This window comes from Thioalkalivibrio sp. AKL7 (genome assembly GCF_000381705.1).
In the GTDB taxonomy this organism is placed as follows: domain Bacteria; phylum Pseudomonadota; class Gammaproteobacteria; order Ectothiorhodospirales; family Ectothiorhodospiraceae; genus Thioalkalivibrio; species Thioalkalivibrio versutus.
The window spans coordinates 472,544-497,244 of record NZ_KB906947.1; the positions used below are offsets into that span (position 1 = coordinate 472,544).

The following is a 24,701-nucleotide window of genomic DNA, read 5'->3' on the forward strand; positions in this document are numbered from 1 at the left end:
ACAAGGAGAGGATGGCAATGGACAACACGCTAGACGACAGTGGCAAGCTCGTACTCCGCCTGGCCCTCGGGATCATGATCCTGCTGCACGGCATCGCCAAGCTGACTGGCGGGATCAGCGGCATCGAAAGCATGGTTACCAACGCCGGACTCCCGGCGATCCTCGCCTATGGCGTCTACATCGGCGAGATCCTCGCCCCGATCCTCGTCATCATCGGCCTGTATTCGCGCATCGGCGCGGTGATTATCGCCATCAACATGCTCTTCGCCATCGCGCTCGCCCACACCCACGAGGTCTTCCTGCTCACCGGCACCGGCGGCTGGGCCCTCGAGCTGCAGGGCATGTTCCTGTTCACGGCCATCGCCCTGGCACTGACCGGTCCGGGCCGCCTGGCGATTAATCGCTGGTAGTCCCGGCCGTTTCCCGGGGCGGCGCAATGCCGCCCCTTTCGGGTACCATGCGCGACCCTGGCCCCCGCGCAGACATACCGCCATGCACAACGCCCAGACGCTGATCCTCGGCGCCCCGCAGATCCTCCCGGTCATTCCCCGCGACACCATCCTGCGGGAGCACGCCCTGGTGATTCGTAACGGCGTGATCGAAGCCATCGAGCCGCACGCCACCGCTCGCGCAAACCATCCCGACGCCGAGTACCGGGACCACCCCGGACAGGTCCTGATCCCGGGCCTGGTGAACGCCCATACGCATTCCGGCATGAGCCTCCTGCGCGGCATCGGCAGCGACCACACATTGATGGATTGGCTCAAGCGCTATATCTGGCCGGCCGAGGGCAAGCTGCTCTCCCCCGAATTCGTACGCGCAGGCACCCGCCTCTCCATAGCCGAGATGCTGCGCGGGGGCACGACGTGCTTCAGTGACATGTACCTGTTTGTGGACGATGCGGCCCGGGTGGTCGACGAGACCGGCATCCGCGCCTCGCTGGGCCTCACCGTGTTCGACTTCCCAACGCCCTGGGCCAGCACGGCAGACGAATACTTCCAGCGCGGCGCGGACGTCGTCGCGAACTGGGGGCAGCATGACCGCATCACCTTCAATGTCGCCCCGCACGCGCCATACACCGTGGGGGATACAAGCCTGGAGCGCGTGGCGGCCCGTGCCCGCGAACTGAACGTGCCCATCCACATGCATGTTCACGAGACGGCCAGCGAGGTCGCCGACGCCCTGCGCGACCAGGGCGAACGACCATTGGCCCGCCTCGCACGCCTTGGCATGCTGGACCAGCCCTTCATCGCGGTGCACATGACCCAGGTAGACGATACCGATCTGGATCTGCTGCGCGAACGCCCGGTCTCCATCGCCCACTGCCCGGAATCCAATCTGAAACTCGCCTCCGGCTTCTGCCCGGTCACGCGGTTACAGGCCGCCGGCATCAACATCGCCCTCGGGACCGACGGCACTGCCTCCAACAACGATCTCGACATGATCGGCGAGATGCGCACCGCGGCACTGCTGGCCAAGGGGGTCAGTGGCGATGCCGCCGCCCTGCCCGCCACCGCCGCGCTGGAAATGGCGACGCTGGGGAGTGCCAAAGCCCTGGGACTCGCGGATCGGATCGGCTCCCTGGAGCCCGGCAAGCAGGCCGATGTGGTCGCAGTAGACCTGCAGGCGCTGGAACTGCAACCGGCGCACGACCCCAGTGCACAGATCGTTTACGCCGCCACCCGCGATGCCGTGCGCGATGTCTACGTGGCCGGACGGCCGTTGCTACGCGACCGCGAACTGCTTACGCTGAACTCGCAGGATCTCCACGCCGAAGCCGAGTACTGGCGCATCCGGGTGCTGGAAACCCAGCAGCCCACTGCCTGAGGGAAACACTGATCAATGTACACGCTCGCGTTGGTACCCCAGGTTTTCCAAGACAAGGCGCGGTGCGCAGCCGATAGTTGTTCTACCGGCAAGGGCCGCAACGCAGGATCGGGGAACCTGGGGTGCCAACCCCGAGGGGCTCGGCCGCTTTTGCGCGCGCACGGCGTTGCGGCTCCCTTGTGCAGAATGACTGCACGGCAGCCACCGCGCCTTGTTCGCACGCAACAGCGACTCGAGCGCGAACGTGTACATTAATCAGTGTTTCCCTGAGCGAGACAGACGCCATGAGCCCCGAACCCCTCTCCCAAACTTCTGCGCACGCAAACGTCGATAGCGCCGAGATCCACAAATTCACCCATCGGGCCCACGAATGGTGGGACCCGAAGGGCCCCTTCGCCACGTTGCACGCGATCAACCCGTTGCGCCTCGAATGGATCGACGGCAAGGCCGATCTCGCCGGCAAGAAGGTGCTGGATGTAGGCTGCGGCGCCGGTATCCTCTCCGAGGCAATGGCGGTTCGCGGCGCTCAGGTCACCGCGCTGGACGCCGGCGCCGAACACCTGGAGGTCGCGCGCGAACACGCGGTGGAGGCAGGGCTGGAAATCCACTACCTGCACACTACCGCCGAGGCGCACGCCGAACGTCACGCCGGCGACTACGACGTGGTGACCTGCCTGGAGATGCTGGAACACGTGCCCGATCCGGATGCCGTGATCGACGCCCTTGCAACGCTCGTGCGCCCCGGCGGCTGGCTGTTCCTGTCCACCATCAACCGAACTCCGCGCGCCTTTGCCGAGGCCATCGTGGGGGCCGAATACGTGTTGCACATGCTGCCCACCGGCACCCATGAGTACGGCCGCTTCATCCGGCCCTCCGAACTGGGCACCGCCCTGCGCCGCCACGGGTTCGAGGTCACCGCGATGACCGGCCTGACCTATTCGCCCCTGAGCGGGCGTTATCGCCTGGTCGCCCGCACCGACGTGAACTACCTGATGGCCGCCCGCCGCGACGAAGGCGGCACCGACGAATGACCCGCGAACTCGGATCGGTCCTGTTCGACCTCGACGGGACCCTGCTGGACACCGCTCCCGACATGCATGCGGCCCTGGTCACCCTGATGGCCGAACACGACCGTGCGCCGCTGGCGTTCGAGGTCGTGCGTAACTTTGTCTCCCACGGGTCCCGGGCCCTGGTGGATCTCGCCTTTCCCGATGCCGATCCCGCCTTCGCCGAGCATCTCAAGAAGCGCTACCTGGAGATCTACGCCCGCGACCTGTGCCAGGCCACTACGTTGTTTCCCGGACTCGCCGAGCTGCTGGACGCCTGCGAGGCCCGCGGCTGGTCCTTCGGCGTGGTCACCAACAAGCCGGGCTGGCTGACCGATCCGCTGCTGGAGGCCCTCGGGCTGCATTCGCGCATGGCAGCCGTCGTCAGCGGCGATACCCTGCCTCAGCGCAAACCCGCCCCGGAACCCATGTGGCTGGCCGCACGCCAGACTGGCCTGCCGCCGGAACGCCACTGCTACTGGGGCGATGCAGAACGCGACATCGCGGCCGGACGGGCCGCCGGCATGCCCACCCTGATCGCCAACTGGGGCTACATCGACGCCAACCAGCGTCCGGATCAATGGGGCGCCGATGCCGCCCTGGAACAGCCGAACGACTTCTGGGCCTGGTACGCCGACGGAGCCGCCACGGAGCCCGGGCTTGCGAGCTGAATTCGCCCACCTCGGCGCCCCGCACGCCGAAAATAGGGGCTGAGCACCCATGTCGCCTCGTATCCGTTCGGCCTACCGCCACTGTCGCCAGCGTGCCAAGGCGCATTACGAGAACTTCCCCGTGGCCTCCTGGCTGCTGCCCAGCCGTCTGCGCGGCCCCGTGGCGGCGATCTACTGCTTCGCCCGCGACGCCGACGACCTGGCCGACGAGGACCCGCGCCCGGTCGCCGAGCGGCGCCAGGCACTGTTGGCGATGCAGGAACGCGTGCAGATCCTGGAAGACCCCGCCGCCGAGCACGAACCCGAATGGATTGCCCTTGCCGACGCCCGCGCCCGCTTCGACCTCCCGGCCGCGCCGTTCTCCGACCTGATCGACGCCTTCCTGCAGGATCTGGAACAGACCCGCTATGCGACCTTCGGCGAGGTCATGGACTACTGCCGCCGCTCGGCCAACCCGGTGGGCCGGCTGATGCTGCACCTGAACGGCAACCCGACCGACGAGATGCTGGGGTACTCGGACGCCATCTGCTCGGCGCTGCAGCTGATCAACTTCTATCAGGACCTGCAGCAGGACCTGCGGGAGAACAACCGCATCTACCTGCCGCAGGAAGAGATGGACCAGTACGGCGTGACCGAAGCGATGCTGGCCACCGGGCAGACCACCTTCCAGCTACGCAACCTGATGCAGTTTCAATACGCCCGCGCCGACCGCCTGCTGCGCGCCGGGGCGCCGCTGGGCGGCCTGCTGCGCGGGCGCATGGGGCTGGAGATCCGGGCGATCATCAACGGCGGGGCACGCATCCTCTGGCGGCTGCGGCAGCAGGATGACGTCTTCGCCCGCCCGCGCCTGCGCACCCGCGACGCCTGGATCATCCTGAGCCACAGCCTGCGCCCGCGGCGGCGCACCCGGGCCCGCTGACGGGGCCTTTTGCATCAGGCGCGTTTCACCGCCGTCAGACCACCTTGCTGTAGCGCTGCGCGCTCTCCGTCTTCAGGTAGGCGTCGAAGGCCATGGCGACGTTGCGCAGCAGCAGGCGCCCGCGCGGCAGGATCTCCAGGCGCTCCGCGCCGATCCGTACCAGTCCATCGGCCTCCATGCCCTGAAGCCGCTCCAGTGCATCCCCAAGGACCTCGCCGAACACGATCCCGTGGCGCGCCTCGATCGCGGCGAATTCGATACGCGAATGGCACATCAGATCGGTAATCACGTCCCGGCGCAGCCGATCGTCGGCACTCAGTTCGAGCCCGCGAAAGACCGGCAGGCGCCCGGCATCCAGCCGCGCGTAATAGGCATCCAGCTCGCGCAGGTTCTGGCTGTAGGTGGCGCCCACCTTGCCGATGGCCGTCGGACCCAGTGCCACCAGGTCGTACTCCGCCCGTGTGGAATAGCCCTGGAAATTGCGCTGCAGCGTCCCGGCGCGCTGCGCCGTGGCCAGTTCGTCGTCCGGCAGGGCAAAGTGGTCCATGCCGATGTAGACATAGCCGGCATCGGTCAGGCGAGCGATGGTGGTCTCGAGGATCGCCAGCTTCTCCGCGGCGTCCGGCAGATCGCCCTCGCGGATCTGGCGCTGAGTCTTGAACATCTGCGGCAGGTGCGCGTAGTTGTAGATCGCCAGGCGCTCCGGGCGCAGCTCCAGCGCGCGTTCCAGGGTGGCGGTATAGGTCTCCACCGTCTGCAAGGGAAGGCCGTAGATCAGGTCCAGGTTGGTGGATTCGAAGCCGTTGGCCCGCGCCTGCTCCACCGCCCGCGCGGTCACCTCGAACGGCTGGATGCGGTTCACCGCCCGCTGCACGTTCGGGTCGAAATCCTGCACCCCGAGGCTGATCCGGTTAAAACCCAGCTCGCCCAGCAGCGGGATGGTCCCGGGCCGCACCGCGCGCGGATCAATCTCGATGGAGAACTCGCGGGCATCGCTTTCGTCCAGGCGGAAGTGCCTCGCCAGCGTCGCCATCACCCGGCGCAGATCGTCGTCGCCAAGATAGGTCGGCGTGCCGCCCCCGAAGTGCAGCTGCCCGACAGTGCGTTCCCGGTCGAACAGCTCGCCCTGCAGTTTGGCCTCGCGCTCCAGATACTGCAGGTAGCGCTGGGCGCGTTGGTAATTTCCGGTGATGACCTTGTTGCAGGCGCAGTAGAAGCACACCGTGTCGCAGAACGGCACATGCACATACAGTGACAGCGGCCGCGCCGGGTCCGCCCCGTTGGTGGCCTGCGCCGCCTCGGCATAGGCGCGGTCGTCAAAGCCCTCGTGAAACTGTGGCGCGGTGGGATACGACGTGTACCGCGGCCCGCTCACGTCGTAGCGGCGCAGGATTTCGGGGTCAAACACCAGGCGTTGTTCCATAGGGAGCTCCACAGCCGTGCGCCGCGCACTCGCGACCTTGGTTCTGCAGACTACGGCCGCACGCCGGGCCCGAGCTTGATACAGGTCAACAATCCGCCTTCAGGGCGCCCTCTCCCGCCCCCTGTGCTGCCTGTGCTAGCCTTCTCCTCCCTGTTCGACACCCGCCACGCGAGAGCGCATGTCCCCCGACGAGTATTGCGAGGAGAAGGCCGCGCAAAGCGGCTCCAGCTTCTACTACGCGTTCCGCTTTCTGGAGCCGGATCGCCGTCGCGCCATCACGGCGCTGTACGCCTTCTGCCGGGAAGTCGACGACATCGTCGACGAGGTGAGCGAGGAGAGCATTGCGCGCACCAAGCTCGACTGGTGGCGCCAGGAGATCGAACGCCTGTTCGCCGGCGAACCCCGCCACCCCATCACCCAGGCACTGCAGCCCCACATCGCCGCCTTCGACCTCGGCCGCGAGTATTTCGACGAGATCATCGACGGCATGCAGATGGATCTCGACTACGACAGTTACCCGGACTTCACCACGCTGTCGCTGTACTGCTACCGCGCCGCCAGCGTCGTGGGCATCCTGTCCGCTCATATCTTCGGCTACACCGACCGGCGCACTCTCAAGTACGCCCACGACCTCGGCATGGCGTTGCAGCTCACCAACATCCTGCGCGACGTGCACGAGGACGCCATGCGCGGCCGCGTGTACATCCCCATGGACGAGCTCAGCAAGCACGGAGTCAAGCCGGAGGAATTCCAGATCAACATCACCGACGACCGCCACCGCGCCCTGTTCGCGGAGCAGGCGGAACGGGCGCGACGCTACTACGAACGCGCCGAGGAACACCTCCCGGACGCCGACCGCTACGCCCAGCGCCCGGGCCTGATCATGGCAGCCATCTACCGCACCCTGCTCGACGAGATCGCGGACGATGGCTATCGCGTGCTGGAACACCGCGTACGCCTGACCCCGATCCGCAAGCTGTGGATCGCGTGGCGCACCGCGCGCCGCCTGAAGCGCGAACAACGCCGCCGCGCGGCCTGATGCCATGACCTCCAGCTCCCCCCCGGCCCCGGCGGTCGTGGTCGGCGCGGGCTGGGCCGGCCTGACCGCTGCGCTGGCGCTTGCTCGCGCCGGGCACCCCGTGCACCTGATCGAGGCCGGCAAGACCCTCGGTGGCCGTGCCCGCAACCTCGACCTGGACGGCACCCCGCTCGACAACGGCCAGCACATCCTGGTCGGGGCCTGCCAGCAGACCCTGCAGCAGATCCGTTCGGTCGGCATCAACCCCGAGCAGGCGTTTCAGGCCCTGCCCTTCGGCCTGCGCATGTTCGAGCCCACCGGCCGGCCGCAGGACCCGGCGTTCCAGCTGGAACCACGTTCGCCCCGGTTGCCCGCCCTGGCCGCCGCGCTTTACCGGGCGCTTGCGAAGCACTCCCTTGGTACACGCCTGCGTGCCCTGTCCGGCGCCGCCGCCATGTTGCACCGGCCCCTGCGCGACGATCTCCCCGTCCTCGACTGGCTGCGCCAGCGCCGTCAGCCCGACGCCCTCATTCGCAGCCTGTGGGACCCGTTGTGCCTGGCGGTGATGAACACCCCGCCCCGAACCGCCTCGGCCCGCATCTTCCAGAACGTCCTGCGCCTGGCACTCAACCATGGCCCGGAAGCCGCGCGCCTTCTCGTCCCCGCGCGGCCACTCGGCGAGCTGTTCCCGGAACCGGCTGTACAGGAACTCCGGGAGCGTGGCGCCAGAGTGGATCTTGGCCGCCGCATCACCGCCATTGAGCGCAGCACGACTCACGACGCCGCCCCCTACCGCCTGCGCGACCGCCAGGGCGTGGCGAGCCCGGCGCGCGGCGTGATCCTGGCGACCCCCCCAGCCGCCGCCGCTGCCCTGCTGCCACACGAAACCGGCTGGGAGGCCACGCACCAGGGCCTGAATGCCATGGGCGCCCGCAGCATCTGCACGGTCTACCTGCGCTATGCGCGGCGCCTTGAAGATCTTCCGCCACTACAGGGGCTGCTGGACCAGCATGGCCAATGGCTGATCGCCCGGCATGTCGCCGGGGCACCACACTGGCTGGCGGTCGTGATCTCCGCGGCCGACGACCTCGAACCGTTGACGGCGGATGCGCGATGGCGCACCGTCGCCCGCTCCCTGGCCCGAACCTTCCCCGAACTGGGCGAACCCGAGACCGGCCACAGCATTTGCGAACGCCGCGCGACGCTGGACGCGCAAGCCGGTCTGGATGCACGTCGCCCGCCGGCCCGCACGCCCTGGCCGGGGTGTTATCTGGCCGGGGATTACCTGACGCCTGCACTGCCGTCCACGCTCGAAGCGGCCGTACAATCTGGACTAGAATCGGCGCACCTGTACCTGGAGGACCATCCTTGACCGATCTCGATATTGCCCGTCTGCTCGCCTACCGCCCGGAACCCGGCGCCTTCGATGAACGCGTGATCCTGGTCACCGGGGCCGCCGACGGCATCGGCCGCGCGGTTGCCGAGGCCTGTGCCGCGGCCGGCGCGATCGTGGTCCTGCTGGACAAGGACCTGAAGGGCCTCGAAGCGGTCTATGACCGGATCGAACAGGCCGGTCACCCGCAGCCCGCGATCTACCCATTGAATCTCGAAGGCGCGACGGTCAAGGACTATGGTGACCTGGCGGAGAACATCCGCGACTCCCTCGGCCGCCTGGACGGGCTGGTACTGAACGCGGGCTGGGCCGGCGCCCTGATGCCGATGAAGAACTACGACCCGGAGCTGTGGTTCAAGGTGATCAACAGCAACCTGCACGGCCCGTTCTTCCTCACGCAGGCCGTCCTGCCGCTGCTGGAGGCCAGCCCCACCGGGAGCCTGGTCGTGTCCACCCAGAACGCCCGCAAGGCCTTCTGGGGCGCCTTCGGCATGGCCAAGGCGGCCCAGGACGGCCTGATCGACATCCTGTCGCACGAGCATCGCAACGAACCGCGTTTCCTGCACGTGAACGGTATCGACACCGGCCCCGTACGCACCCGCTTCCGCGCCGGGCATTATCCCGGGGAAAACCCCGACCTCCTGCCCGAGCCCGAGGCCGTGGTCGGCCCCTACCTGTACTTCCTGGACCCCGGCGACCGCACCACCACCGGTCTGAACATCAGCCTGGAAGGCCAGGTCCCGGTGCCCGACACGGCGTCCTGAACCGCAGGGGCATCAGGCGCGCGGTCGTTTTCCGGCCGGGCGCCCTTTGCGCACCTTCCCACTACCCGCGCGCGGCTTGCCGCCCTTGGGCGTGGCCGAACGCGCCCCGCCGGCCTTGCCCGCTTCTACTGGCTTGCCACCGGGGCGTGCTGCGGCCTCGACGCCGTTGTGCTGCGTCTGGAAGGTCTGGCCGCGCTTTTTCAGCGCCTTGCCGCCACGGGTGATGCGCCCTCCGGTGGACGGACGTGCCGAACCCTGACCGGTCCCGGCCGGCTGCCAGGTCGGCACCAGGTGATGCTTGCCATTTCCGATCAGGTCCGCACGCCCCATACGTTGCAGGGCATCGCGCAGTAGCGGCCAGTTGTTCGGATCGTGATAGCGCAGGAACGCCTTGTGCAGACGCCGCGCGCGCACCCCGCGAGGCACGGGGACGCGTTCGCTGGTCGTGCGCCGAATGCCGCGCAGCGGGTCACGCCCCGAGTGCCACATGGCGGTGGCCAGGGCCATGGGACTGGGCAGGAACGCCTGCACCTGGTCGGCGCGGAAGTCGTTGCGCTTCAGCCAGAGCGCAAGCTGCAGCATGTCCTGGTCGGTGGTGCCGGGATGCGCGGCGATGAAATACGGGATCAGGTACTGCTCCTTCCCGGCCGCCTTCGAGTACTTCTCGAACATGGCCTTGAATCGGTCATAGGTCCCCATGCCCGGCTTCATCATGCGCGAAAGCGGTCCCTTTTCCGTATGTTCCGGCGCAATCTTCAGGTAACCCCCCACATGATGGGTCACCAGTTCTTTCACATACTCCGGTGACTCGATCGCCAGGTCGTAGCGCAGACCCGATGCAATCAGGATCTTCTTGATGCCCGGCAGCGCCCGCGCCTTGCGGTACAGGCGGATGAGCGGCGCGTGGTCGGTGTCCAGGTTGCTGCAAATGCCCGGGTACACGCAGGACAGTCGCCGACAGCTCTGCTCGATCTTCGGGTCCTTGCAGGCCAGGCGGTACATGTTGGCGGTCGGGCCGCCCAGATCCGAGATCACGCCGGTGAACCCGTCCACCTTGTCGCGGATCTCCTCGATCTCGCGCAGCACGCTGTCCTCGGAGCGGCTCTGGATGATCCGCCCTTCGTGTTCGGTGATGGAACAGAACGTACAGCCGCCGAAACAGCCGCGCATGATGTTCACCGAGAAGCGGATCATCTCCCACGCCGGGATGCGCGCATCCCCGTAGGACGGATGCGGGGCCCGCGCATAGGGCAGATCGAACACCGCATCCATCTCGGGTGTCGACAGCGGGATCGGCGGCGGATTGAGCCAGACCTCCTTGTCCCCGTGGCGCTGCACGATCGCGCGGGCATTCCCCGGGTTGGTCTCCAGGTGCAGCACCCGCGAGGCATGCGCGTAGAGCACCGCGTCGCCCTTCACCTGCTCGAAGGCCGGAATACGGATCACCGTTTGCTCGCGCGGGGTGCCACGCGGGATATCCCGGTGAAAACGCACGACCTTCGCACCTGCCTCCGCTTCGGCCGCCTGTGCATCCTGTGCCTCGGCATCGGCGCAGGTCTCGGGCGAGACCATGGCGTAGGGGTCGGGGTTGGCATCCACCGGTCCGGGGGTATCAACCTCGCTGGAATCCAGCTCGACGTAGCCGGACGGCACGGCATCGCGCAGCAGGGCCGTCCCGCGTAGGTCCGTGATCTCGCGCGGGTGCTCGCCCGCGGCCACGCGATGGGCGAGCTCCACCAGGGCACGCTCGGCATTGCCGAACAGCAGGATATCGGCGCGCGAATCCAGCAAGACGGAACGACGCACCCTGTCCTGCCAGTAGTCGTAGTGCGCAATCCGCCGCAGGCTGGCCTCGATCCCGCCGGCGACGACCGGCACGTCCTTGTACGCCTCGCGGGCGCGCTGGGCGTACACGATCACCGCACGGTCCGGGCGTTTGCCATGCACGTCCCCCGGCGTATAAGCATCGTTGGAGCGGATCTTCCGCTCCGCGGTGTAGTGGTTGACCATCGAGTCCATGTTCCCGGCGGTCACGCCGAAGAACAGGTTCGGCCGCCCCAGGGCCCGGAACGGCTCGGCCGAGGTCCAGTCCGGCTGCGCCAGAATGCCCACGCGGAACCCCTGTGCCTCCAGCAGCCGGCCGATGATCGCCATGCCGAAGCTCGGGTGGTCCACATAGGCATCGCCGGTCACCAGCACGATGTCGCAGCTGTCCCAGCCGAGGTCGTCCATTTCCTCGCGCGTGGTTGGCAGAAACGGCGCCGTGCCAAAGCGCTTGGCCCAGTAGGGCTTGCGGGCGAACAGGGAATCGGGTGCTGCGGACATGACCAGGCTTCTTCCGGCGGACGCCGGCAACAGGAAATGCGCGCATTACACGCCGGGGGCGCCCCAAGATCAACAGGGCACGCCCGCCGGCGGGACTTCGCAGTGGTTGACCGGGCCGCCGGAAACGGCCCGGCTCGCGTCAGTAGCGCTCGATGAACAGATCGATCGCCGGACTCAGCGCGCCGCGCCAGCGCTGCGCCAGGGACTCGTCCCAGCGCGGATCCAACTCGCGGGCCGTCTCCACCATGCAGTTCAGCCACACCCCGTACAGCTCCGGCGCGACCGGTACGCGGCCATGGCGGCTATGCACCTCGGCCATCTTTTCCATGGTCGGTGCGACGAAGCTCTCGCCCTCGGCGTAACTGATCGCAGTGGAGATTGCCTGCCCGAGGGCCCGCTTCTGCTGCGACCAGTTGGTGGTCGTGAACGCCTGTGCCACCCGCTCGTCGGCGGCGAGAAAGCGTTCGTAGAAGCGATCCACGAAGTTGCCGGCCCGCCGACAACGCCCGTAGCTCTGGTGGACATCGGAGTAGCTCATCAAAACCCCCATTCCCGAAAAAGCGCGATTCTACCGGGATTGCTCCGAGGCGGGCTAATCCAGATCCCCCCGGGAGCAGGAACACATCGGGGTTACCCGGCTCCAGAGGACGGCCATCAACGTCCCTCGAGAACCCCTGCGTACTGGATACCGGCGAGACGTGCGAGATCGCGATCGAACGTGGTCAGATCATTCGGCCCGAAGTCCTCCAGACTGGAATGCCCACAGGCCCGCGCCAGTACTTTCATCAACTCGGTGGAACCATTCAGGAAACGCTCCAGCCGCTCGCTCCCCTCCTGCGGGTCCAGCCGGCTGCGCAGTTTCGGATCCTGGGTCGCTACACCACTGGGGCACTGATTGGTATGGCACATCCGCGCGCTCACGCAGCCCACGGCCTGGATCGCCGAATTGGCGAGGGCAATCCCGTCCGCACCGAGGGCCAGGGCCTTCACGAAGTCCGCGGGCGTGCGCAGCCCACCGGTAACCAGCAGCGTCACCCGTCCAGTGGCGCCGTTGGCATCGAGAAAGCGCCGCGCCCGTGCCAGCGCCGGGATGGTAGGCACGCTGATGTGATCGCGCAGCAGGGCCGGCGCGGCGCCCGTGCCGCCGCCTCGGCCATCCAGGATCAGGTAGTCGGCGCCAGCCTCCAGGGCAAAGGCCAGGTCCGCCTCGATGTGGTTGGCCGACAGCTTGAATCCGACCGGCACACCACCGGTCTTCTCGCGCACCGCGTCGGCAAACCGGCGGAAATCGTCCGGGCTTTGCAGATCGGCATGGGCAGCGGGTGAATGGGCATCCTGCCCCGCCTCGATCCCACGCACCCGCGCAATCTCGTCACTTACCTTGCTGCCCGGAAGAACCCCCCCCAGCCCGGTCTTCGCGGCCTGGCCGGCCTTGAAGTGAAACGCCTGAATCTGGTCCAGCACCTCGTCCGAATAGCCAAACTGCGCCGGCCCCAACTCGAACAGGTAGCGCGAATTCTCTGCCTGCTCGGCGTCCAGCATGCCCCCCTCGCCGGAGCAGATACCGGTCCCGGCCCGCTCTGCCCCGCGCGCCAGGGCGATCTTTGCCTCGCGCGAAAGCGCACCAAAGCTCATGTCCGACACCAGCAGCGGAATCGCCAGTTCCAGCGGGCGCTTCGCCTCGGGCCCGATCACCAGCGAGGTGCCCACGTCGGCATCTTCGTCGAGCGGGCGTGTGGCCAGTTGCGCCGCCAGGAGCTGCAGCCCGTCCCACGCGGGCAATCGATCGCGCGGGACACCCATGGCCACCGTTGTGCCATGGCGGCCCACACCCTCCAAGCCATCGCGTGCCAGGGCGTGAATCCACTCGACATGCGGTTCGACCTCGCTGTTACGGGGGCTCGGGGCCTGATCGCCCTGATCCGATGCCTCGGAATCCCCTTCCGCCGCGCTCGCGGGCTGACCCACCGCGTCCTGATCGAACTGCGCATGCGTCCCGTCGCAGTACGGCAGATTGCCGGACTGCTTGCACTGACACAGGTACGCCTCGCCGTCCTCTTCCGCCGTGAAAATCAGCGGCTCGATACCTGTGCCCTCGTGCGAGCCGTCGCAGAATGGCTGATCCTTCGAGCGCCCGCAGCGACAGAACGCGTACTCCTCGCCCTTTGTCAGTTCCACTCCCCGGGGTTCCACTGCGGCGATAATCGGTTCAGCCATCGGATGCTCCTTGCGCTCGAATTGAATCGTCCTCATCTGTGACAGTGAAAGTCGCACAAATTTCCGAATCCCCGCCGGCGCCGTATGATGAAGTCGTCGCATCCAGCCCAGGGGGCCCCATGAGCACCGCCGACCACCGCCATACCCGCCGCGATTACACCCGCGCCGAACTTCGCCGCAGCGACCTGCACGAAAACCCGCTCGGCCTGCTGAATGACTGGCTCGAGGCCGCCCGTGAAGCCGGCAACCCGGACCCCACCGCCATGATCCTGGCCACCGCCGGCGCCGACGGCCAGCCCTCCGCTCGCACCGTTCTGCTCAAGCACGTCGATCCCGAGGGCCTGGCCTGGTACACCGACTCGCGCAGCCGCAAGGGTCAGGACCTGAGCGAAAACCCGCAGGCCGCCCTATTGTTCTACTGGCCCGAGACCGAGCGCCAGATCCGGGTCGAAGGCCCGGTCACTGCCCTCCCGGGCGAACTGGCCGATACCTACTTCCACCAGCGCCCGCGCGGCAGCCAGATTGCCGCGGCGGCCTCGACCCAGAGCCACCCGGTCGCCGGCCGCGACGAACTCGAGCAGCGTGTGCGTTCGCTGGAGCAGCAATACCCGGAGGGCGACATTCCGCGCGATCCCGCCTGGATCGGCTACCGCCTGCAGCCCGAACTGTTCGAATTCTGGCAGGGCCGCCCCAATCGGCTGCACGACCGGTTCCAATACCACCGCGTGGGCAGCGACTGGGAGATCACCCGTCTGATGCCCTAAGGGAGACGCTACCGCTCGGCCAACCGAATCTGCTAGGATTCGCTCCGTCGTAGCGGCTCGACCCCGCGCGGCAAGCAGATTCGGAGAGGTGCCGGAGTGGTCGAACGGGGCGGTCTCGAAAACCGTTGTACTCTCGCGAGTACCGAGGGTTCGAATCCCTCCCTCTCCGCCAGATTTAAGCACAGGGGCCCGAGTGGCCCCTTTTGCATGGTTAGCCCAGACGCGCGGGGATTCGAACCCGAGGAATAAAGAAATTCAGCTTCGACTGGCGCCATATAGTGGCGCTAGAACGTCGCCGCAGGCGACGACCCGAAGGGCAAGGCGCGAAGTGCCGAGTAATCCCTCCCTCTCCGCCAAATACTAGCAAAGGGGCCCGAGCGGCCCCTTTCGCATGTCTGGCCTCTGCGGTTTCGGGGTTCGAACCCGAGGAATCGAAAATGACGGTTCGACTGGCAGCGCGCAGCGATGCCAGAACGTCGCTGCAGGCGACGACCCGAAGGACGAGGCGCAACACGCCGAGTAATCGCTCCCGCTCGCCAGATTCCGCAAGCGCCTCTCATGTCACATGCGACCGTCTCACAGGCACAAAAAAAGCGGCCCGGTTTCCCGAGGCCGCTTTCTTGTTATTCAAAGCTGGTGGGCGGTACTAGGTTCGAACTAGTGACCCCTGCCGTGTGAAGGCAGTGCTCTACCGCTGAGCTAACCGCCCGGAGCGCGGACAAGATTAGGGTTCAAGCGAGCGAACGTCAAGCGTTGCATGCCGAATATCCCGCTCCCAGCGAGCCCTTCGCCGGGAGACCCGGCACCGCCCCCGGTTGCCAGCCCGCCCCCCTTGCCAGACAATGCTCAGCCTCGGAGAGGTGGCAGAGTGGTCGATTGCACCGGTCTTGAAAACCGGCAGGGGTGAAAGCCCCTCGAGGGTTCGACAAGGCGGCGCAGCCGCCGCAGGACGTTGCCGCCAGGCAACGCCCGAAGGGTGAGGACCGCAGGTCCGAATCTATCCCTCCCTCTCGTGGCCGCCAGGCCACGCGGGCCACCCCCGGTTGCCAGCCCGTCCCCCTTGCCAGACAATGCTCAACCTCGGAGAGGTGGCAGAGTGGTCGATTGCACCGGTCTTGAAAACCGGCAGGGGTGAAAGCCCCTCGAGGGTTCGAATCCCTCCCTCTCCGCCATTCCCAATCCTCAGGATTCACCCAAAGCACTGTGCCGCCAAGCCCCAGCGTTCCGGGATTCGAACCCGAGATTCCAGAAAGCGGGTTCGACCGGTGGCGCAACGCGACACCGGAACGCCGTAGCAACGTGAAGGCGGCCCGAAGGGCGGCCAGCGGCGCTGGCCGTAATCCCTCCCTCTCCGCCATTTCCAGCCTCCCGGCCGCAGTCATCTCCCGCCTCCGCCAGACGAACCCCCTTCGCAGCTTGCTCGCAATCCATAGCCGATACGGTATGTGTCATATAGAACAAGTTAGATAGAAGAAAATGGACTGACCGCCTATAATCTGGCGCTACTTTCGCGACTGCGCCCGTGCATCCGACCGGGCCCAGCACCGGCTGCCAGTATTGTGACGACGGCCCTGGCAAGCCCCGGCCCGGACTGCCCTTGGGCCTATTGCATCGGTTCCGGCCGTCGTCAACCCTCACGAACTGGCCAAGCGAGCGACCCGATGACTTCGATTCTGCTGCGAGTGTTCCCCTTCCTCAGCTGGCGCCCGACGAAGCAAACCCTCAACGCGGACCTCATCGCCGGGATCTCGGTCGCCCTGGTCCTGATCCCGCAGTCCATGGCCTATGCCCAGCTGGCCGGGCTACCGCCGGTGTACGGGCTTTACGCCTCCCTGCTGCCCGTCATGGTCGCCGCGCTGTGGGGTTCATCGAACCAGCTCGCCACCGGCCCGGTCGCGGTGGTCTCGCTACTTACCGCCTCGGCGCTGATACCGCTGGCCGCCGAGGGCTCTTCCGAATTTGTCATGCTGGCCATTGCCCTGGCATTCATCGTGGGCCTGGTCCAGTTGATGCTGGGGTTGTTCAAGCTTGGCGCGCTGGTCAGCTTTATCTCGCATCCGGTCATCGTCGGCTTCACCAATGCCGCGGCCATCATCATCGCCCTGTCGCAGCTGAACAAGATCCTCGGTGTCCCGATTGATACCAGCGGCCACTTCATGCTGGGCCTCTGGGGCGTGATGACGGAATTGGGCAGCGTCCACTGGCCCACGCTGGCGTTCGGCGTCGGCGCCATTGGCCTGATGGTGCTGATGAAACGGTTCGTGCCGAAGATCCCGGGGGTACTGGTCGCCGTGGTCGTGGCGATCCTGGTGAGCTGGGCAATCGGCTACGAGCAGAAGGCCGAGACGTCCCTTCAGCAGATCGCCCCGGCCCAGGTTCTGACTCTCGCGCAGTCCATCGAGAGCGATGGCAGGCGCCTCGCCGATCTCGACGAGCAGATCCGCCGGCTGGAAGCAGAGCTCCAGGAACAGGAGGGCGCCGAGGCCGTGCGCCTGCGCCACGAGGCCGACCAGCTGCGTCTGCAGCGCGATGAACTGCGCCCCGAACTTGCCGGCATGCGCGAGGAGATCCGCGACATCACGCTGCGTCGCGTCCCCGGCGAGAACGACCAGCCTGCGCGGTTCATTGCAGACGATCACCTGACCGATGCCGAACGTGCGCGCGCCGATCGCGCCGCATGGCGTATCGAACGGGTCGGTGAAGATACCGTGCATCTGAACGGCGGCGGCGCCGTGGTGGGCAATGTGCCCCAGGGGCTCCCCGGGTTCTCGATCCCGGATATTACCTTCGGCACCTTCACCACGCTGCTGACCACCGCCTTCGTCATCGCGCTGGTGGGCTTCACCGAGGCCATCGCGATCGCCAAGGCCATGGCGGCACGGACCGGCCAGCGCCTGGACCCCAGCAAGGAGTTGATGGGTCAGGGTCTGGCGAACATCGCCGGCGGCTTCACCCAGGGCTATCCGGTCAGCGGCTCGTTCTCGCGATCAGCGGTCAACCTGAACTCCGGCGCCAAGACCGGCCTCTCCTCGGTCTTTACTGCGGTACTCATCGGCCTGGCCCTCCTGTTCCTGACGCCGCTGATCTATCACCTGCCACAGGCGGTCCTCGCTGCCATCATCATGATGGCGGTTGCCGGGCTCGTGAACTTCAAGGCCATCAAGCACGCATGGGTGGCCAACAAGCACGATGGCGCTGCCGCGGCCGTGACTTTCGTTGCGACCCTCGCAATGGCTCCGAACCTGGACTACGGCATCCTCACCGGTGCCGGTCTGGCCATCGTGCTGTATCTGTACCGCACCATGAAGCCGCGTGTCTCGGAACTGGCACGCTATGAGGACGGCACCCTGCGCGAGGCCCAGCGCTACGGCCTGGAGACCAACGAGAAGGTCGGCATCATGCGCTTCGATGGGTCGTTGTACTTCGCCAACGTGCCCTACTTCGAAGATGCCGTACTGGACCTGCTGGCCCGCCACCCACAATCCAAATATCTGATCGTCGTCGGCAAGGGCATCAACGAGATCGACGCCTCCGGCGAAGAGGTCATCCATCAACTGGTGCACCGCCTCAAGGCCCGCGGCATCACGCTCGTGTTCGCCGGCGTCAAGGCCCAGATCATGGAGGTCATGCAGCGCACGGGGCTGGACGACATCATCGGCAAGGACAACATCTTCAAGTCCACCGACCATGCGGTGAAGACCATCTCGGAAAAGGTCGGCGAGCCGATCAAGTAACCCGCACCGGGCCGATCACCGCGTGATCGGCCCGCATGCCCTGAAACCGCAAGGGAAACGCTGCAACCGGGAACGCTTGTCGCTACACTGTGCTTGTTTCGAATCCAATGAGGAGTTGACCCGTGTCCCGAGACCAGATCGTCCGCTCGAGTCGCAATCCGTCCAGCACTGGTTCCATCAGCGAGACCATCTCCACCAACAAGGTGATCCGGCAGACCTACATGCTGCTGTCGCTCACCCTGGCGTTCAGCGCGATCACCGCGTTCATCGCCATGGCGGTCAACGCGCCGCCGGTGCACTGGATCATCATGCTGGGGGTGCTGATCGGCGGCCCGTTCGCCATCCACGCCGCGCGCAACTCGGCGCTGGGCATCGTGCTGACCTTCGCCTTCACCGGCGTGCTGGGCTTCTTCCTCGGCCCGATCCTGAGCATGTACCTGGGTCTGCCGAACGGGCCCCAGATCGTCGGCAACGCCTTCGCCGCCACTGCGGTCGCGTTTGTCACGCTTTCCGGCTACGCCCTGGCCACCAAGAAGGACTTCAGCTTCCTCGGCGGCTTCCTGGTCGTCGGCCTGATCGTCGCCCTGCTGGCCATCGTCGCCAACCTGTTCCTGGCGATCCCGGCCCTGTCGCTGGCCATCTCGGCCGCGGTTGTCCTGCTGCTGTCGGCCGCCATCCTGTTCGACACCAGCCGGATGATTCACGACCCCGAGGCCAACTACATCGTGATGACGGTCTCGCTGTACGCGAACCTCTATGTGATGTTCCTGCACCTGCTGAACCTGTTCCACGCCTTCATGGGCGACAACTAGGGTTCTGCACAGCACGGCAGGAATGCGCTCCAGGGCCCCGCACAGCGGGGCCCTTTTCATTGGACACCATCTTCATTGAATACGGGTACACGCCGATCATGAGCCACCTTCAACGCGGCGTCTTTCTCGATCTCGCCACGGTCGACCGCGACGATCTTGACCTGACCGAACTCCGGGCCAGCCTCCCCGTGTGGTCCTTCCACGAGCACACCGAGCCGGATCAGCGACTGGGCCGAATCGGCGATGCCGAGGTGATCGTCACCAACAAGGTCGAGCTGAATGCGGAGGCACTGGCCGCCGCACCCCGCCTGCGACTCGTCTGCGCCGCCGCCACCGGCACCAACAATATCGACGTGGAGGCAGCCCACCGCCTGGGTATCGTCGTCAGCAATGCGCGCGACTACGCCACCGACTCCGTGGTGCAGCACGTCTTCGCCCTGCTCCTGACGCTAGTCACCCAACTGGACGCCTACCGCGCGGACATTCGCGCCGGTCGCTGGAGCGCCTCCGATCAGTTCTGTCTCCTCGACCACCCCATCGGCACCGTGGCCGGAATGCGCCTCGGCATCATCGGCTGGGGCGTACTGGGCCGGGCCACCGCGCGCGTCGCCGAGGCCTTTGGCATGGAGGTGCTGGTCGCCGAGAGCCTGAATCCGGACCGCGCAGCACAAGAGGATCGCGTGCCGCTGGAACGGTTGCTGGGACAATGCGACGTCATCAGCCTGCACTGCCCCCTGACCGCGACGACCCGGCACCTCATCGATGATGCCGCCCTGCGCCAGATGCGTCCGGGGGCCCTGCTGCTGAACACCGCCCGGGGTGGCCTGGTCGATCCCGAGGCCCTGGCCAGGTACCTGCGCAGCGGGCATCTCGGCGGCGCCGGCATCGACGTACTGGAACCGGAACCCCCACCGGCGGATCACCCCCTGCTGGCCGACGATATCCCCAACCTCGTCCTCACGCCCCACACCGCCTGGGCCGCGCGAACCGCCCGGCAGCGGGTAATCGACGAGGTCACGGCCAATATCCACGGCTACGCGAGCGACCAGCCGCGCAACGTGGTGGAGTAACCCACATGGATTCGGAAGCCCTGCAAAAACGCATCGAGGATCTGGAGATCCGCCTGGCCCATCAGGAATACACCCAGGAGGAGCAGGCCCGCGTGCAACTGGAGCTGCAACAGGCCAATACCGAGCTGCGCCAGCAGGTCCAGTGGCTGCGCGATCGCATGCGCGACCTCGAGGAGCACGGCGGCGGGCCGGAGGGCGCCGAACCACCCCCGCCGCACTACTGACGCCCATGCCACTCACCGTACGCGCGGCCCCCGGCCACGAGTCCGCCGCCAACGCACTGCGCCTGGCCTTGGCGGCGCGCAGCTACGCCCATGCCGGGGAAGCCACGCTCGTGCTGGAGACGGGAGACCGCGGGCTCGAACTGGTCCGCGAGGACGTACACCCGCCGCTGCGACTGCAGCTGGACTTTGCCGCCGGGCGCCAGGGCTATCGCCTCGCCCATGCTGGCCACCAGCGCGAGGGCCTGATCCGCGCCTTCGGCAGACTCCCGCGTGACGGCCATGTGCTGGATGCCTCCGCCGGCCTGGGCCGCGACACCCTCCTGCTGGCCGCGCACGGCTTCCGGGTCACGGCCTGGGAGCGGCATCCCGTGGTGTACCTCCTGCTCGCCGACGCGCTGGAACGCGCGGCGTCCAGTCCGGAACTCGCGCCCATCATCGGACGCATCACCCTGCACGAGGGGAAGGCCGATCCGGCGCATCTCGCCGCCCCGGCAATGGCCGCGGTCTTCGATCCCATGTTCCCGGAACGGGCCAAGCGGGCCGCGGTGAAAAAGGACATGCAGCTGATGCAGGCGCTGATGCCCGAGGCGGCCGACCCCGACGCGGAGCAAACCCTGGCCACCTTGCGCCAGAACGTGGAACGTCGCGTCATCGTCAAGCGCCCGCTGCATGCGCCCGCCCTCGGTCCCGACTCGCCCCAGGCGAGCATCAAGGGCAAGAGCGTGCGGTTTGACCTCTACCCTGCCATCACCCTCGCGAAGGTGGAGGACGGCTGACTCAGACCGTCCAGGCCGGACACGGTTTTCCGCGTCCGCAGAGACACCCCCATACCGAGTTGGCGCCTCGCGGAACCACGTCACCCTGGGGCCCGGTGAAAGAGCCAGGGCCGCTTGGGAAGTCACCTTCACGGTCTGCCCAGGATCAGTTGGTCATCCCCGGCGAAGCGATAGTCGGGGATGGGCAGGTTGCGCCGGGCCGATTGATCCGCATATACGCGGCCGGCGCCGTCGTAACGTCCGCCCCGGCAGCGGTCGACAAAGCCACCGCTCCAGCCGTCGGCCTCGTCCGGGTGGACCAGGTCCAGCTCGCAACCCAGATCCGCACTTTCGCCGATCACCACCAGCCACTCTGGCCGGAAGCTGCGCAATGGCCGATCCAGCCCGTCCGGTTGCTGGCCGCGGCGGGCCTCCGGGTCGACCAGCTCGTCATCACCGGCCAGGGCGGCCTGCCACGCGGCATCGCGATGGACCACAAGCACGTGACGGCTACCGTGAATCACACGCAGGGCCTCGCCCGGCGCAATCTCGGCAAGATCCACCCGCAGCGTCTCGCCACGGGTATCGCCCGGTCCGGAAAAGGCGTACCGGAGCATCACCCCAACCAGCAGCAGGGCGGCCCCGAGAACCATCAGTTTGATCAGGGCGCGGATGCGTACCCGAGTCAGCGAGTCGTTTTCTGCGTGCACCTAGTATCCCCGTTCGCGTCCGGAAGCCCTCGGACACCTCGTCGAAATCGCTTTGCCTGAGACGGACGCAGCCGAGGGAAACACTGATGAATGTACACCCTCGCGCTCGAGTCGCTTTTGCGTGCGAACAAGGCGCGGTGACTGCCGTGCAGTCATTCTGCACAAGGGAACCGCAACGCCGTGCGCGCGCCCGTTTTCATCAACAACGGGCGGCCGAGCCCGCTCTTTCAATCACCTGTCGGGTTGGTACCCCAGGTTCCCCGATCCTGCGTTGCGCCGCTTGCGGGTAGAACCACTACCCGCTGCACGACGCGCCTTGTCTCGGAAAACCTGGGGTGCCAACGCGAGTGTGTACATTCATCAGTATTTCCCTAGACTATGCAGCATGAATGAACCCAAACGCTCCAGTCGCACCTACGTCGGCCTGTACAACGACATGTACGCCGGCATGACCCCCATCGGCAATTTCATCCGCGATGCCTGGGTATTCGGCATCCTCCCGGAGGACGAAACCTGCGATGGCTGGGATGTCTCGCGTATCCAGATGCTGCATGACCAGGTCAACGCCGAGTGGGACAAATACAGCCTGCGCATCAGCAACCTCCCGCCCGAGCTGCGCGAGCGCCATGAGCGCATCCATAACGAAGCCATCGAGCGCGCCCGCGAGCACGGCTGGGTCGCCGGCCAGGACATCGACAGCGAGATGGGCGACGACGCCTGATGGGGGCCAGCGAACCGCTGATTCGCCCCCTTGTTGTCATCGCTGCCCTGTTGGCAGGGATTGCCGTCGTCCTCGGCGCCTTCGGCGCCCACGCCCTGCAGGAACGCCTGACGGAACAGGCCCTCGCGACCTGGCATACCGGCGTCCAGTATCACTTCATCCATGCCCTGGCCCTGCTGCTGGTCGCGGCGTTGTGGGCCCACCTGGCCAACGGCTGGGCCGCTGCCAGTGCTGTGGCGTTCGTGATCGGCATCCTGCTGTTCTCTGGGAGCCTGTATGCCCTGGTGCTCGGCGCACCCCGTATCCTCGGCGCGATTGCACCGCTGGGCGGCACCGCGTTTATCCTCGGCTGGGCCGGGTTGGCCATTGCCGCCTGGCGCAGCTGACCTATAATCACGGCGCAGCCACCCCCCTCTTCCCGACCGTATCGAGATCCCCATGAGCCAGACCTCCTTCGCCGTATTCGCCGAAAACACCCTGGACGACATCCAGACCCGCCTCACCGAGCAAAGCGCGCTGGACGACCTGGACATTGACCTGATCGACGGCGTGATGACGATCGAATTCGACGATGGCGCCCAGTTGATCCTGAACCGCCAGGAGGCCGCACAGCAGATCTGGCTCTCCTCGCCCGAAGGACCGGCCCATTTCGGCTATTCCGACGAGGAAGGCACCTGGATCGACGATCGCAACGGCGAAGAGCTGCACGCGACCCTGGTGCGGGTCATCGAGCAGAAACTGGGCGTACCCGTCGAGCTCTGATCCGGCGACCAAAGGTCGCTGTCAGTCGCCCTTGCCGGCCCCCTTCTTCGAATCGTCCGGGCCCGCGGCCTCGCGTTCCTCCTGCGTTGCGGGCGCCTCTTCCAGCGCCCGCAGATGCGCCTCGACCTCGGCCAGTACCGGGTGGGGCTTGTCCTGTTCCAGCGCCATATCGATCGCCTTGAGCGCCTCCACCGCCTCCGCATCGCCGCGCAGCGGCATGCGCGCTACTCCCAGCGCCAGCATGCGGAACTGGCGGAACACCAGGTAGCTGAGCGTCGCCACCACCAGGGCGGCCCACACGTTGTCCTGGAACCAGAGCCATACCGCCGCCCCATAGCCCCCGAAGGTCACCGCGAAGATTCCCAGTGCTACGCGGTGGGAACGGGCAACGATACCTTCCAGCACATCACGGTTGCGGATTACGAAGTCACGGTCGAAATGCAAAGGGATGATTCCTTGAGTCAGCGGCGTGGTCAGGGGCGTGGCGGCTGCTGGGCACGCCAGCGTTCGAAGGTCGGATACTCCTCGTAGCCACGGGTCAGGACAAAGTCCAGCACGTTGCGTAGCCGATTCTGGTGGACGACCGAATCGATGCGGATAATCTCTTCGCCACGCTCGTCGAAGAAAATGAGCGTGGGCGCCCAGTGCACACCCAGTTCCGCGGCCCAGTCTTTTGCGTTAGTGCGGTCGCCACCCGGCGTCAGCACCGGCGTATCGGCATCGTCGGCATCCAGCTGCACCGCATCCATCAGGCCGATGCGCTCCAGCACTTCGTCCTGCTGCAGCGGCTCGGAGTGCATGATATCGCAGGCATGACAGGCCTCGCGCTCAAAGAACACCACCAGTGGGCGTTCGGCGGGGATCCGGCTCCGATCCAGCGCATACGGCTGGTTGATGAAGAACTCCCGCTGGTTGATGTCGTCGAGATCGAACTTTGGCGGTGGGTCGGCGCGCTCCAGATAGTCGCGAAAACTCTCCTCGCGGTCATGCCGGTCAATCACGTATTCCAGCAGCGCGCGGAACCGGTATGGCGGGTAGTATCCGCGCATCTGATGGATGCGCTCGCCGTCCTCGTCGTAAAAGGCAATCGAGGGGGTAAAGTTCAGCCGTTGTTCGGCGGCGTAGCGCCGTTCAAGCCAGGTCTCGCCGTCCAGGTCCGTGACTTCACGCGTGCCCAGCGCGTCGATGGCCACCACGTTGAAGTGTGACGCCAGGTACTCGCGGATATCGTCCTGTGCGAAGTTCTTGTCGAACAGCGCCTCGCAATAGGGGCAGTCATCCATGCCGAAGTAGACGGCCAGCCCCATCTTTCCCTGCTCCACCGCGTCTTCCAGGTCCTCGCGCAGATCGAGGAAGCTCAGCTCGAACCAGTCGGGCGTATGCAGCCCGATCGGGCGCGGGGTGTCATCGAACACGATCCCCTCGTCGGATTCGACGGATTCGTCCGCCACAGAGGCGGTCGCGAACAACACCACCATGCCCACCAGCGAGACGCTCGCCAGCCAACCCAACCAACTCTTCCTGCCAAGGGCGTTATTCACGTCAA

Annotated in this window: 24 protein-coding genes, 4 tRNA genes and 2 other RNA genes; 22 read left to right on the forward strand and 8 right to left on the reverse strand. The window is 66.5% G+C overall.

Going from position 1 to position 24,701, the window contains the following annotated elements; translation table 11 throughout:
* Positions 1 to 17 precede the first annotated feature (17 nt).
* The 5 genes from G315_RS0102080 (at position 18) to hpnC (ending at position 4,463) form a co-directional block, all read left to right on the forward strand.
* Positions 18 to 410 carry a DoxX family protein gene (locus G315_RS0102080; RefSeq protein WP_018145564.1) on the forward strand — a complete coding sequence of 131 codons (393 nt, stop codon included), beginning with the start codon at positions 18 to 20 and terminating at the stop codon, positions 408 to 410.
* Positions 411 to 492: 82 nt separating this feature from the next.
* A complete protein-coding gene (locus G315_RS0102085; RefSeq protein ID WP_019611820.1) occupies positions 493 to 1,827 on the forward strand; it encodes a TRZ/ATZ family hydrolase in 1,335 nt (444 codons plus the stop codon).
* A 284-nt stretch (positions 1,828 to 2,111) separates the two neighbouring features.
* Positions 2,112 to 2,858, forward strand: a complete 747-nt coding sequence (ubiG, locus tag G315_RS0102090) for a bifunctional 2-polyprenyl-6-hydroxyphenol methylase/3-demethylubiquinol 3-O-methyltransferase UbiG (protein WP_019611821.1) — start codon at positions 2,112 to 2,114, stop codon at positions 2,856 to 2,858.
* A complete protein-coding gene (gene gph, locus G315_RS0102095) occupies positions 2,855 to 3,544 on the forward strand; it encodes a phosphoglycolate phosphatase (RefSeq protein ID WP_019611822.1) in 690 nt (229 codons plus the stop codon). Before ubiG ends, gph begins: the two co-directional genes overlap by 4 nt.
* Positions 3,545 to 3,593: 49 nt before the next feature.
* The gene (gene hpnC / locus G315_RS0102100; protein ID WP_019611823.1) at positions 3,594 to 4,463 is read left to right on the forward strand and encodes a squalene synthase HpnC; all 870 of its coding nucleotides are present in this window, start codon (positions 3,594 to 3,596) and stop codon (positions 4,461 to 4,463) included.
* Between the two features lie 34 nt (positions 4,464 to 4,497).
* Here hpnC and hemN read toward each other — a convergent pair whose 3' ends face one another.
* Positions 4,498 to 5,886 (reverse strand): oxygen-independent coproporphyrinogen III oxidase, encoded by a 1,389-nt coding sequence (hemN, locus tag G315_RS0102105; protein WP_019611824.1) that lies wholly within the window; start codon positions 5,884 to 5,886, stop codon positions 4,498 to 4,500.
* 178 nt (positions 5,887 to 6,064) lie between these two features.
* Here hemN and hpnD point away from each other — a divergent pair, with 178 nt between their 5' ends.
* The 3 genes from hpnD to G315_RS0102120 are packed head-to-tail and all read left to right on the forward strand — an operon-like array spanning position 6,065 to position 9,061.
* A complete protein-coding gene (gene hpnD, locus G315_RS0102110; RefSeq protein WP_018169881.1) occupies positions 6,065 to 6,925 on the forward strand; it encodes a presqualene diphosphate synthase HpnD in 861 nt (286 codons plus the stop codon).
* Positions 6,926 to 6,929: 4 nt separating this feature from the next.
* On the forward strand, positions 6,930 to 8,276 hold the full coding sequence (gene hpnE, locus G315_RS0102115) for a hydroxysqualene dehydroxylase HpnE (RefSeq protein ID WP_019611825.1): 1,347 nt from the start codon (positions 6,930 to 6,932) through the stop codon (positions 8,274 to 8,276).
* Positions 8,273 to 9,061, forward strand: coding sequence for an SDR family NAD(P)-dependent oxidoreductase (locus tag G315_RS0102120; protein ID WP_019611826.1), 789 nt, complete (start codon positions 8,273 to 8,275; stop codon positions 9,059 to 9,061). The genes hpnE and G315_RS0102120 overlap by 4 nt, the downstream gene beginning before the upstream one ends.
* A 12-nt stretch (positions 9,062 to 9,073) precedes the next feature.
* Here G315_RS0102120 and G315_RS0102125 read toward each other — a convergent pair whose 3' ends face one another.
* The 3 genes from G315_RS0102125 to G315_RS0102135 all read right to left on the reverse strand — a co-directional run bounded on the left by G315_RS0102125 (position 9,074) and on the right by G315_RS0102135 (position 13,603).
* A complete protein-coding gene (locus G315_RS0102125) occupies positions 9,074 to 11,386 on the reverse strand; it encodes a YgiQ family radical SAM protein (RefSeq protein WP_019611827.1) in 2,313 nt (770 codons plus the stop codon).
* A 139-nt stretch (positions 11,387 to 11,525) separates the two neighbouring features.
* Positions 11,526 to 11,924 (reverse strand): globin, encoded by a 399-nt coding sequence (locus G315_RS0102130; protein WP_019611828.1) that lies wholly within the window; start codon positions 11,922 to 11,924, stop codon positions 11,526 to 11,528.
* Between the two features lie 116 nt (positions 11,925 to 12,040).
* Positions 12,041 to 13,603: a glutamate synthase-related protein gene (locus G315_RS0102135; RefSeq protein ID WP_019611829.1), complete on the reverse strand. Its 1,563-nt coding sequence runs from the start codon at positions 13,601 to 13,603 to the stop codon at positions 12,041 to 12,043.
* 119 nt (positions 13,604 to 13,722) lie between these two features.
* On the opposite strand from G315_RS0102135, the gene pdxH reads away from it, so the two are divergent.
* From pdxH to G315_RS13945, 4 genes are all read left to right on the forward strand, one after another.
* Positions 13,723 to 14,367 carry a pyridoxamine 5'-phosphate oxidase gene (pdxH, locus tag G315_RS0102140; RefSeq protein WP_018145551.1) on the forward strand — a complete coding sequence of 215 codons (645 nt, stop codon included), beginning with the start codon at positions 13,723 to 13,725 and terminating at the stop codon, positions 14,365 to 14,367.
* An 82-nt stretch (positions 14,368 to 14,449) separates the two neighbouring features.
* A tRNA-Ser gene (locus G315_RS0102145) sits at positions 14,450 to 14,539 on the forward strand.
* Between the two features lie 36 nt (positions 14,540 to 14,575).
* Positions 14,576 to 14,723: non-coding RNA, RtT sRNA (locus tag G315_RS13940), on the forward strand.
* 43 nt (positions 14,724 to 14,766) lie between these two features.
* A non-coding RNA gene (locus tag G315_RS13945) (RtT sRNA) lies at positions 14,767 to 14,907 on the forward strand.
* 94 nt (positions 14,908 to 15,001) lie between these two features.
* Here the strand turns inward: G315_RS13945 and G315_RS0102150 are convergent.
* Positions 15,002 to 15,076 (reverse strand) — tRNA-Val (locus G315_RS0102150).
* Between the two features lie 145 nt (positions 15,077 to 15,221).
* Between G315_RS0102150 and G315_RS14515 the strand changes: the two genes are divergently transcribed.
* The 7 genes from G315_RS14515 to G315_RS0102180 all read left to right on the forward strand — a co-directional run bounded on the left by G315_RS14515 (position 15,222) and on the right by G315_RS0102180 (position 20,983).
* Positions 15,222 to 15,381, forward strand: a tRNA-Ser gene (locus tag G315_RS14515).
* 68 nt (positions 15,382 to 15,449) lie between these two features.
* Positions 15,450 to 15,539: transfer RNA gene (locus tag G315_RS0102155), tRNA-Ser, on the forward strand.
* 489 nt (positions 15,540 to 16,028) lie between these two features.
* Positions 16,029 to 18,101 carry a SulP family inorganic anion transporter gene (locus G315_RS0102160; RefSeq protein ID WP_018145550.1) on the forward strand — a complete coding sequence of 691 codons (2,073 nt, stop codon included), beginning with the start codon at positions 16,029 to 16,031 and terminating at the stop codon, positions 18,099 to 18,101.
* 122 nt (positions 18,102 to 18,223) lie between these two features.
* Entirely contained in the window at positions 18,224 to 18,913 is a 690-nt protein-coding gene (locus G315_RS0102165) for a Bax inhibitor-1/YccA family protein (protein ID WP_018145549.1), read from the forward strand.
* A 98-nt stretch (positions 18,914 to 19,011) separates the two neighbouring features.
* Positions 19,012 to 19,983, forward strand: a complete 972-nt coding sequence (locus tag G315_RS0102170; protein ID WP_026338810.1) for a D-2-hydroxyacid dehydrogenase — start codon at positions 19,012 to 19,014, stop codon at positions 19,981 to 19,983.
* 5 nt (positions 19,984 to 19,988) lie between these two features.
* Positions 19,989 to 20,207, forward strand: a complete 219-nt coding sequence (locus G315_RS0102175) for a SlyX family protein (RefSeq protein WP_018145547.1) — start codon at positions 19,989 to 19,991, stop codon at positions 20,205 to 20,207.
* 5 nt (positions 20,208 to 20,212) lie between these two features.
* A complete protein-coding gene (locus tag G315_RS0102180) occupies positions 20,213 to 20,983 on the forward strand; it encodes a class I SAM-dependent methyltransferase (protein ID WP_019611831.1) in 771 nt (256 codons plus the stop codon).
* Positions 20,984 to 21,111: 128 nt separating this feature from the next.
* Here G315_RS0102180 and G315_RS0102185 read toward each other — a convergent pair whose 3' ends face one another.
* A complete protein-coding gene (locus G315_RS0102185; protein WP_018145545.1) occupies positions 21,112 to 21,672 on the reverse strand; it encodes a hypothetical protein in 561 nt (186 codons plus the stop codon).
* A 385-nt stretch (positions 21,673 to 22,057) separates the two neighbouring features.
* Here G315_RS0102185 and G315_RS0102190 point away from each other — a divergent pair, with 385 nt between their 5' ends.
* Genes G315_RS0102190 through cyaY form a run of 3 tightly spaced genes read left to right on the forward strand, consistent with a single transcriptional unit; the run spans position 22,058 to position 23,155 of the window.
* Positions 22,058 to 22,393, forward strand: a complete 336-nt coding sequence (locus tag G315_RS0102190) for a hypothetical protein (RefSeq protein ID WP_018145544.1) — start codon at positions 22,058 to 22,060, stop codon at positions 22,391 to 22,393.
* Complete coding sequence (locus tag G315_RS0102195; protein WP_019611832.1) at positions 22,393 to 22,779, forward strand: DUF423 domain-containing protein; 387 nt, start codon at positions 22,393 to 22,395, stop codon at positions 22,777 to 22,779. Before G315_RS0102190 ends, G315_RS0102195 begins: the two co-directional genes overlap by 1 nt.
* 52 nt (positions 22,780 to 22,831) lie before the next feature.
* Positions 22,832 to 23,155 (forward strand): iron donor protein CyaY, encoded by a 324-nt coding sequence (gene cyaY / locus G315_RS0102200; RefSeq protein ID WP_019593266.1) that lies wholly within the window; start codon positions 22,832 to 22,834, stop codon positions 23,153 to 23,155.
* Between the two features lie 21 nt (positions 23,156 to 23,176).
* On the opposite strand, the gene G315_RS0102205 is transcribed toward cyaY, so the two are convergent.
* Complete coding sequence (locus G315_RS0102205) at positions 23,177 to 23,599, reverse strand: hypothetical protein (protein WP_019611833.1); 423 nt, start codon at positions 23,597 to 23,599, stop codon at positions 23,177 to 23,179.
* A gap of 29 nt (positions 23,600 to 23,628) precedes the next feature.
* Positions 23,629 to 24,666: a thioredoxin fold domain-containing protein gene (locus tag G315_RS0102210; protein ID WP_018145540.1), complete on the reverse strand. Its 1,038-nt coding sequence runs from the start codon at positions 24,664 to 24,666 to the stop codon at positions 23,629 to 23,631.
* Between the last annotated feature and the right edge of the window lie 35 nt (positions 24,667 to 24,701).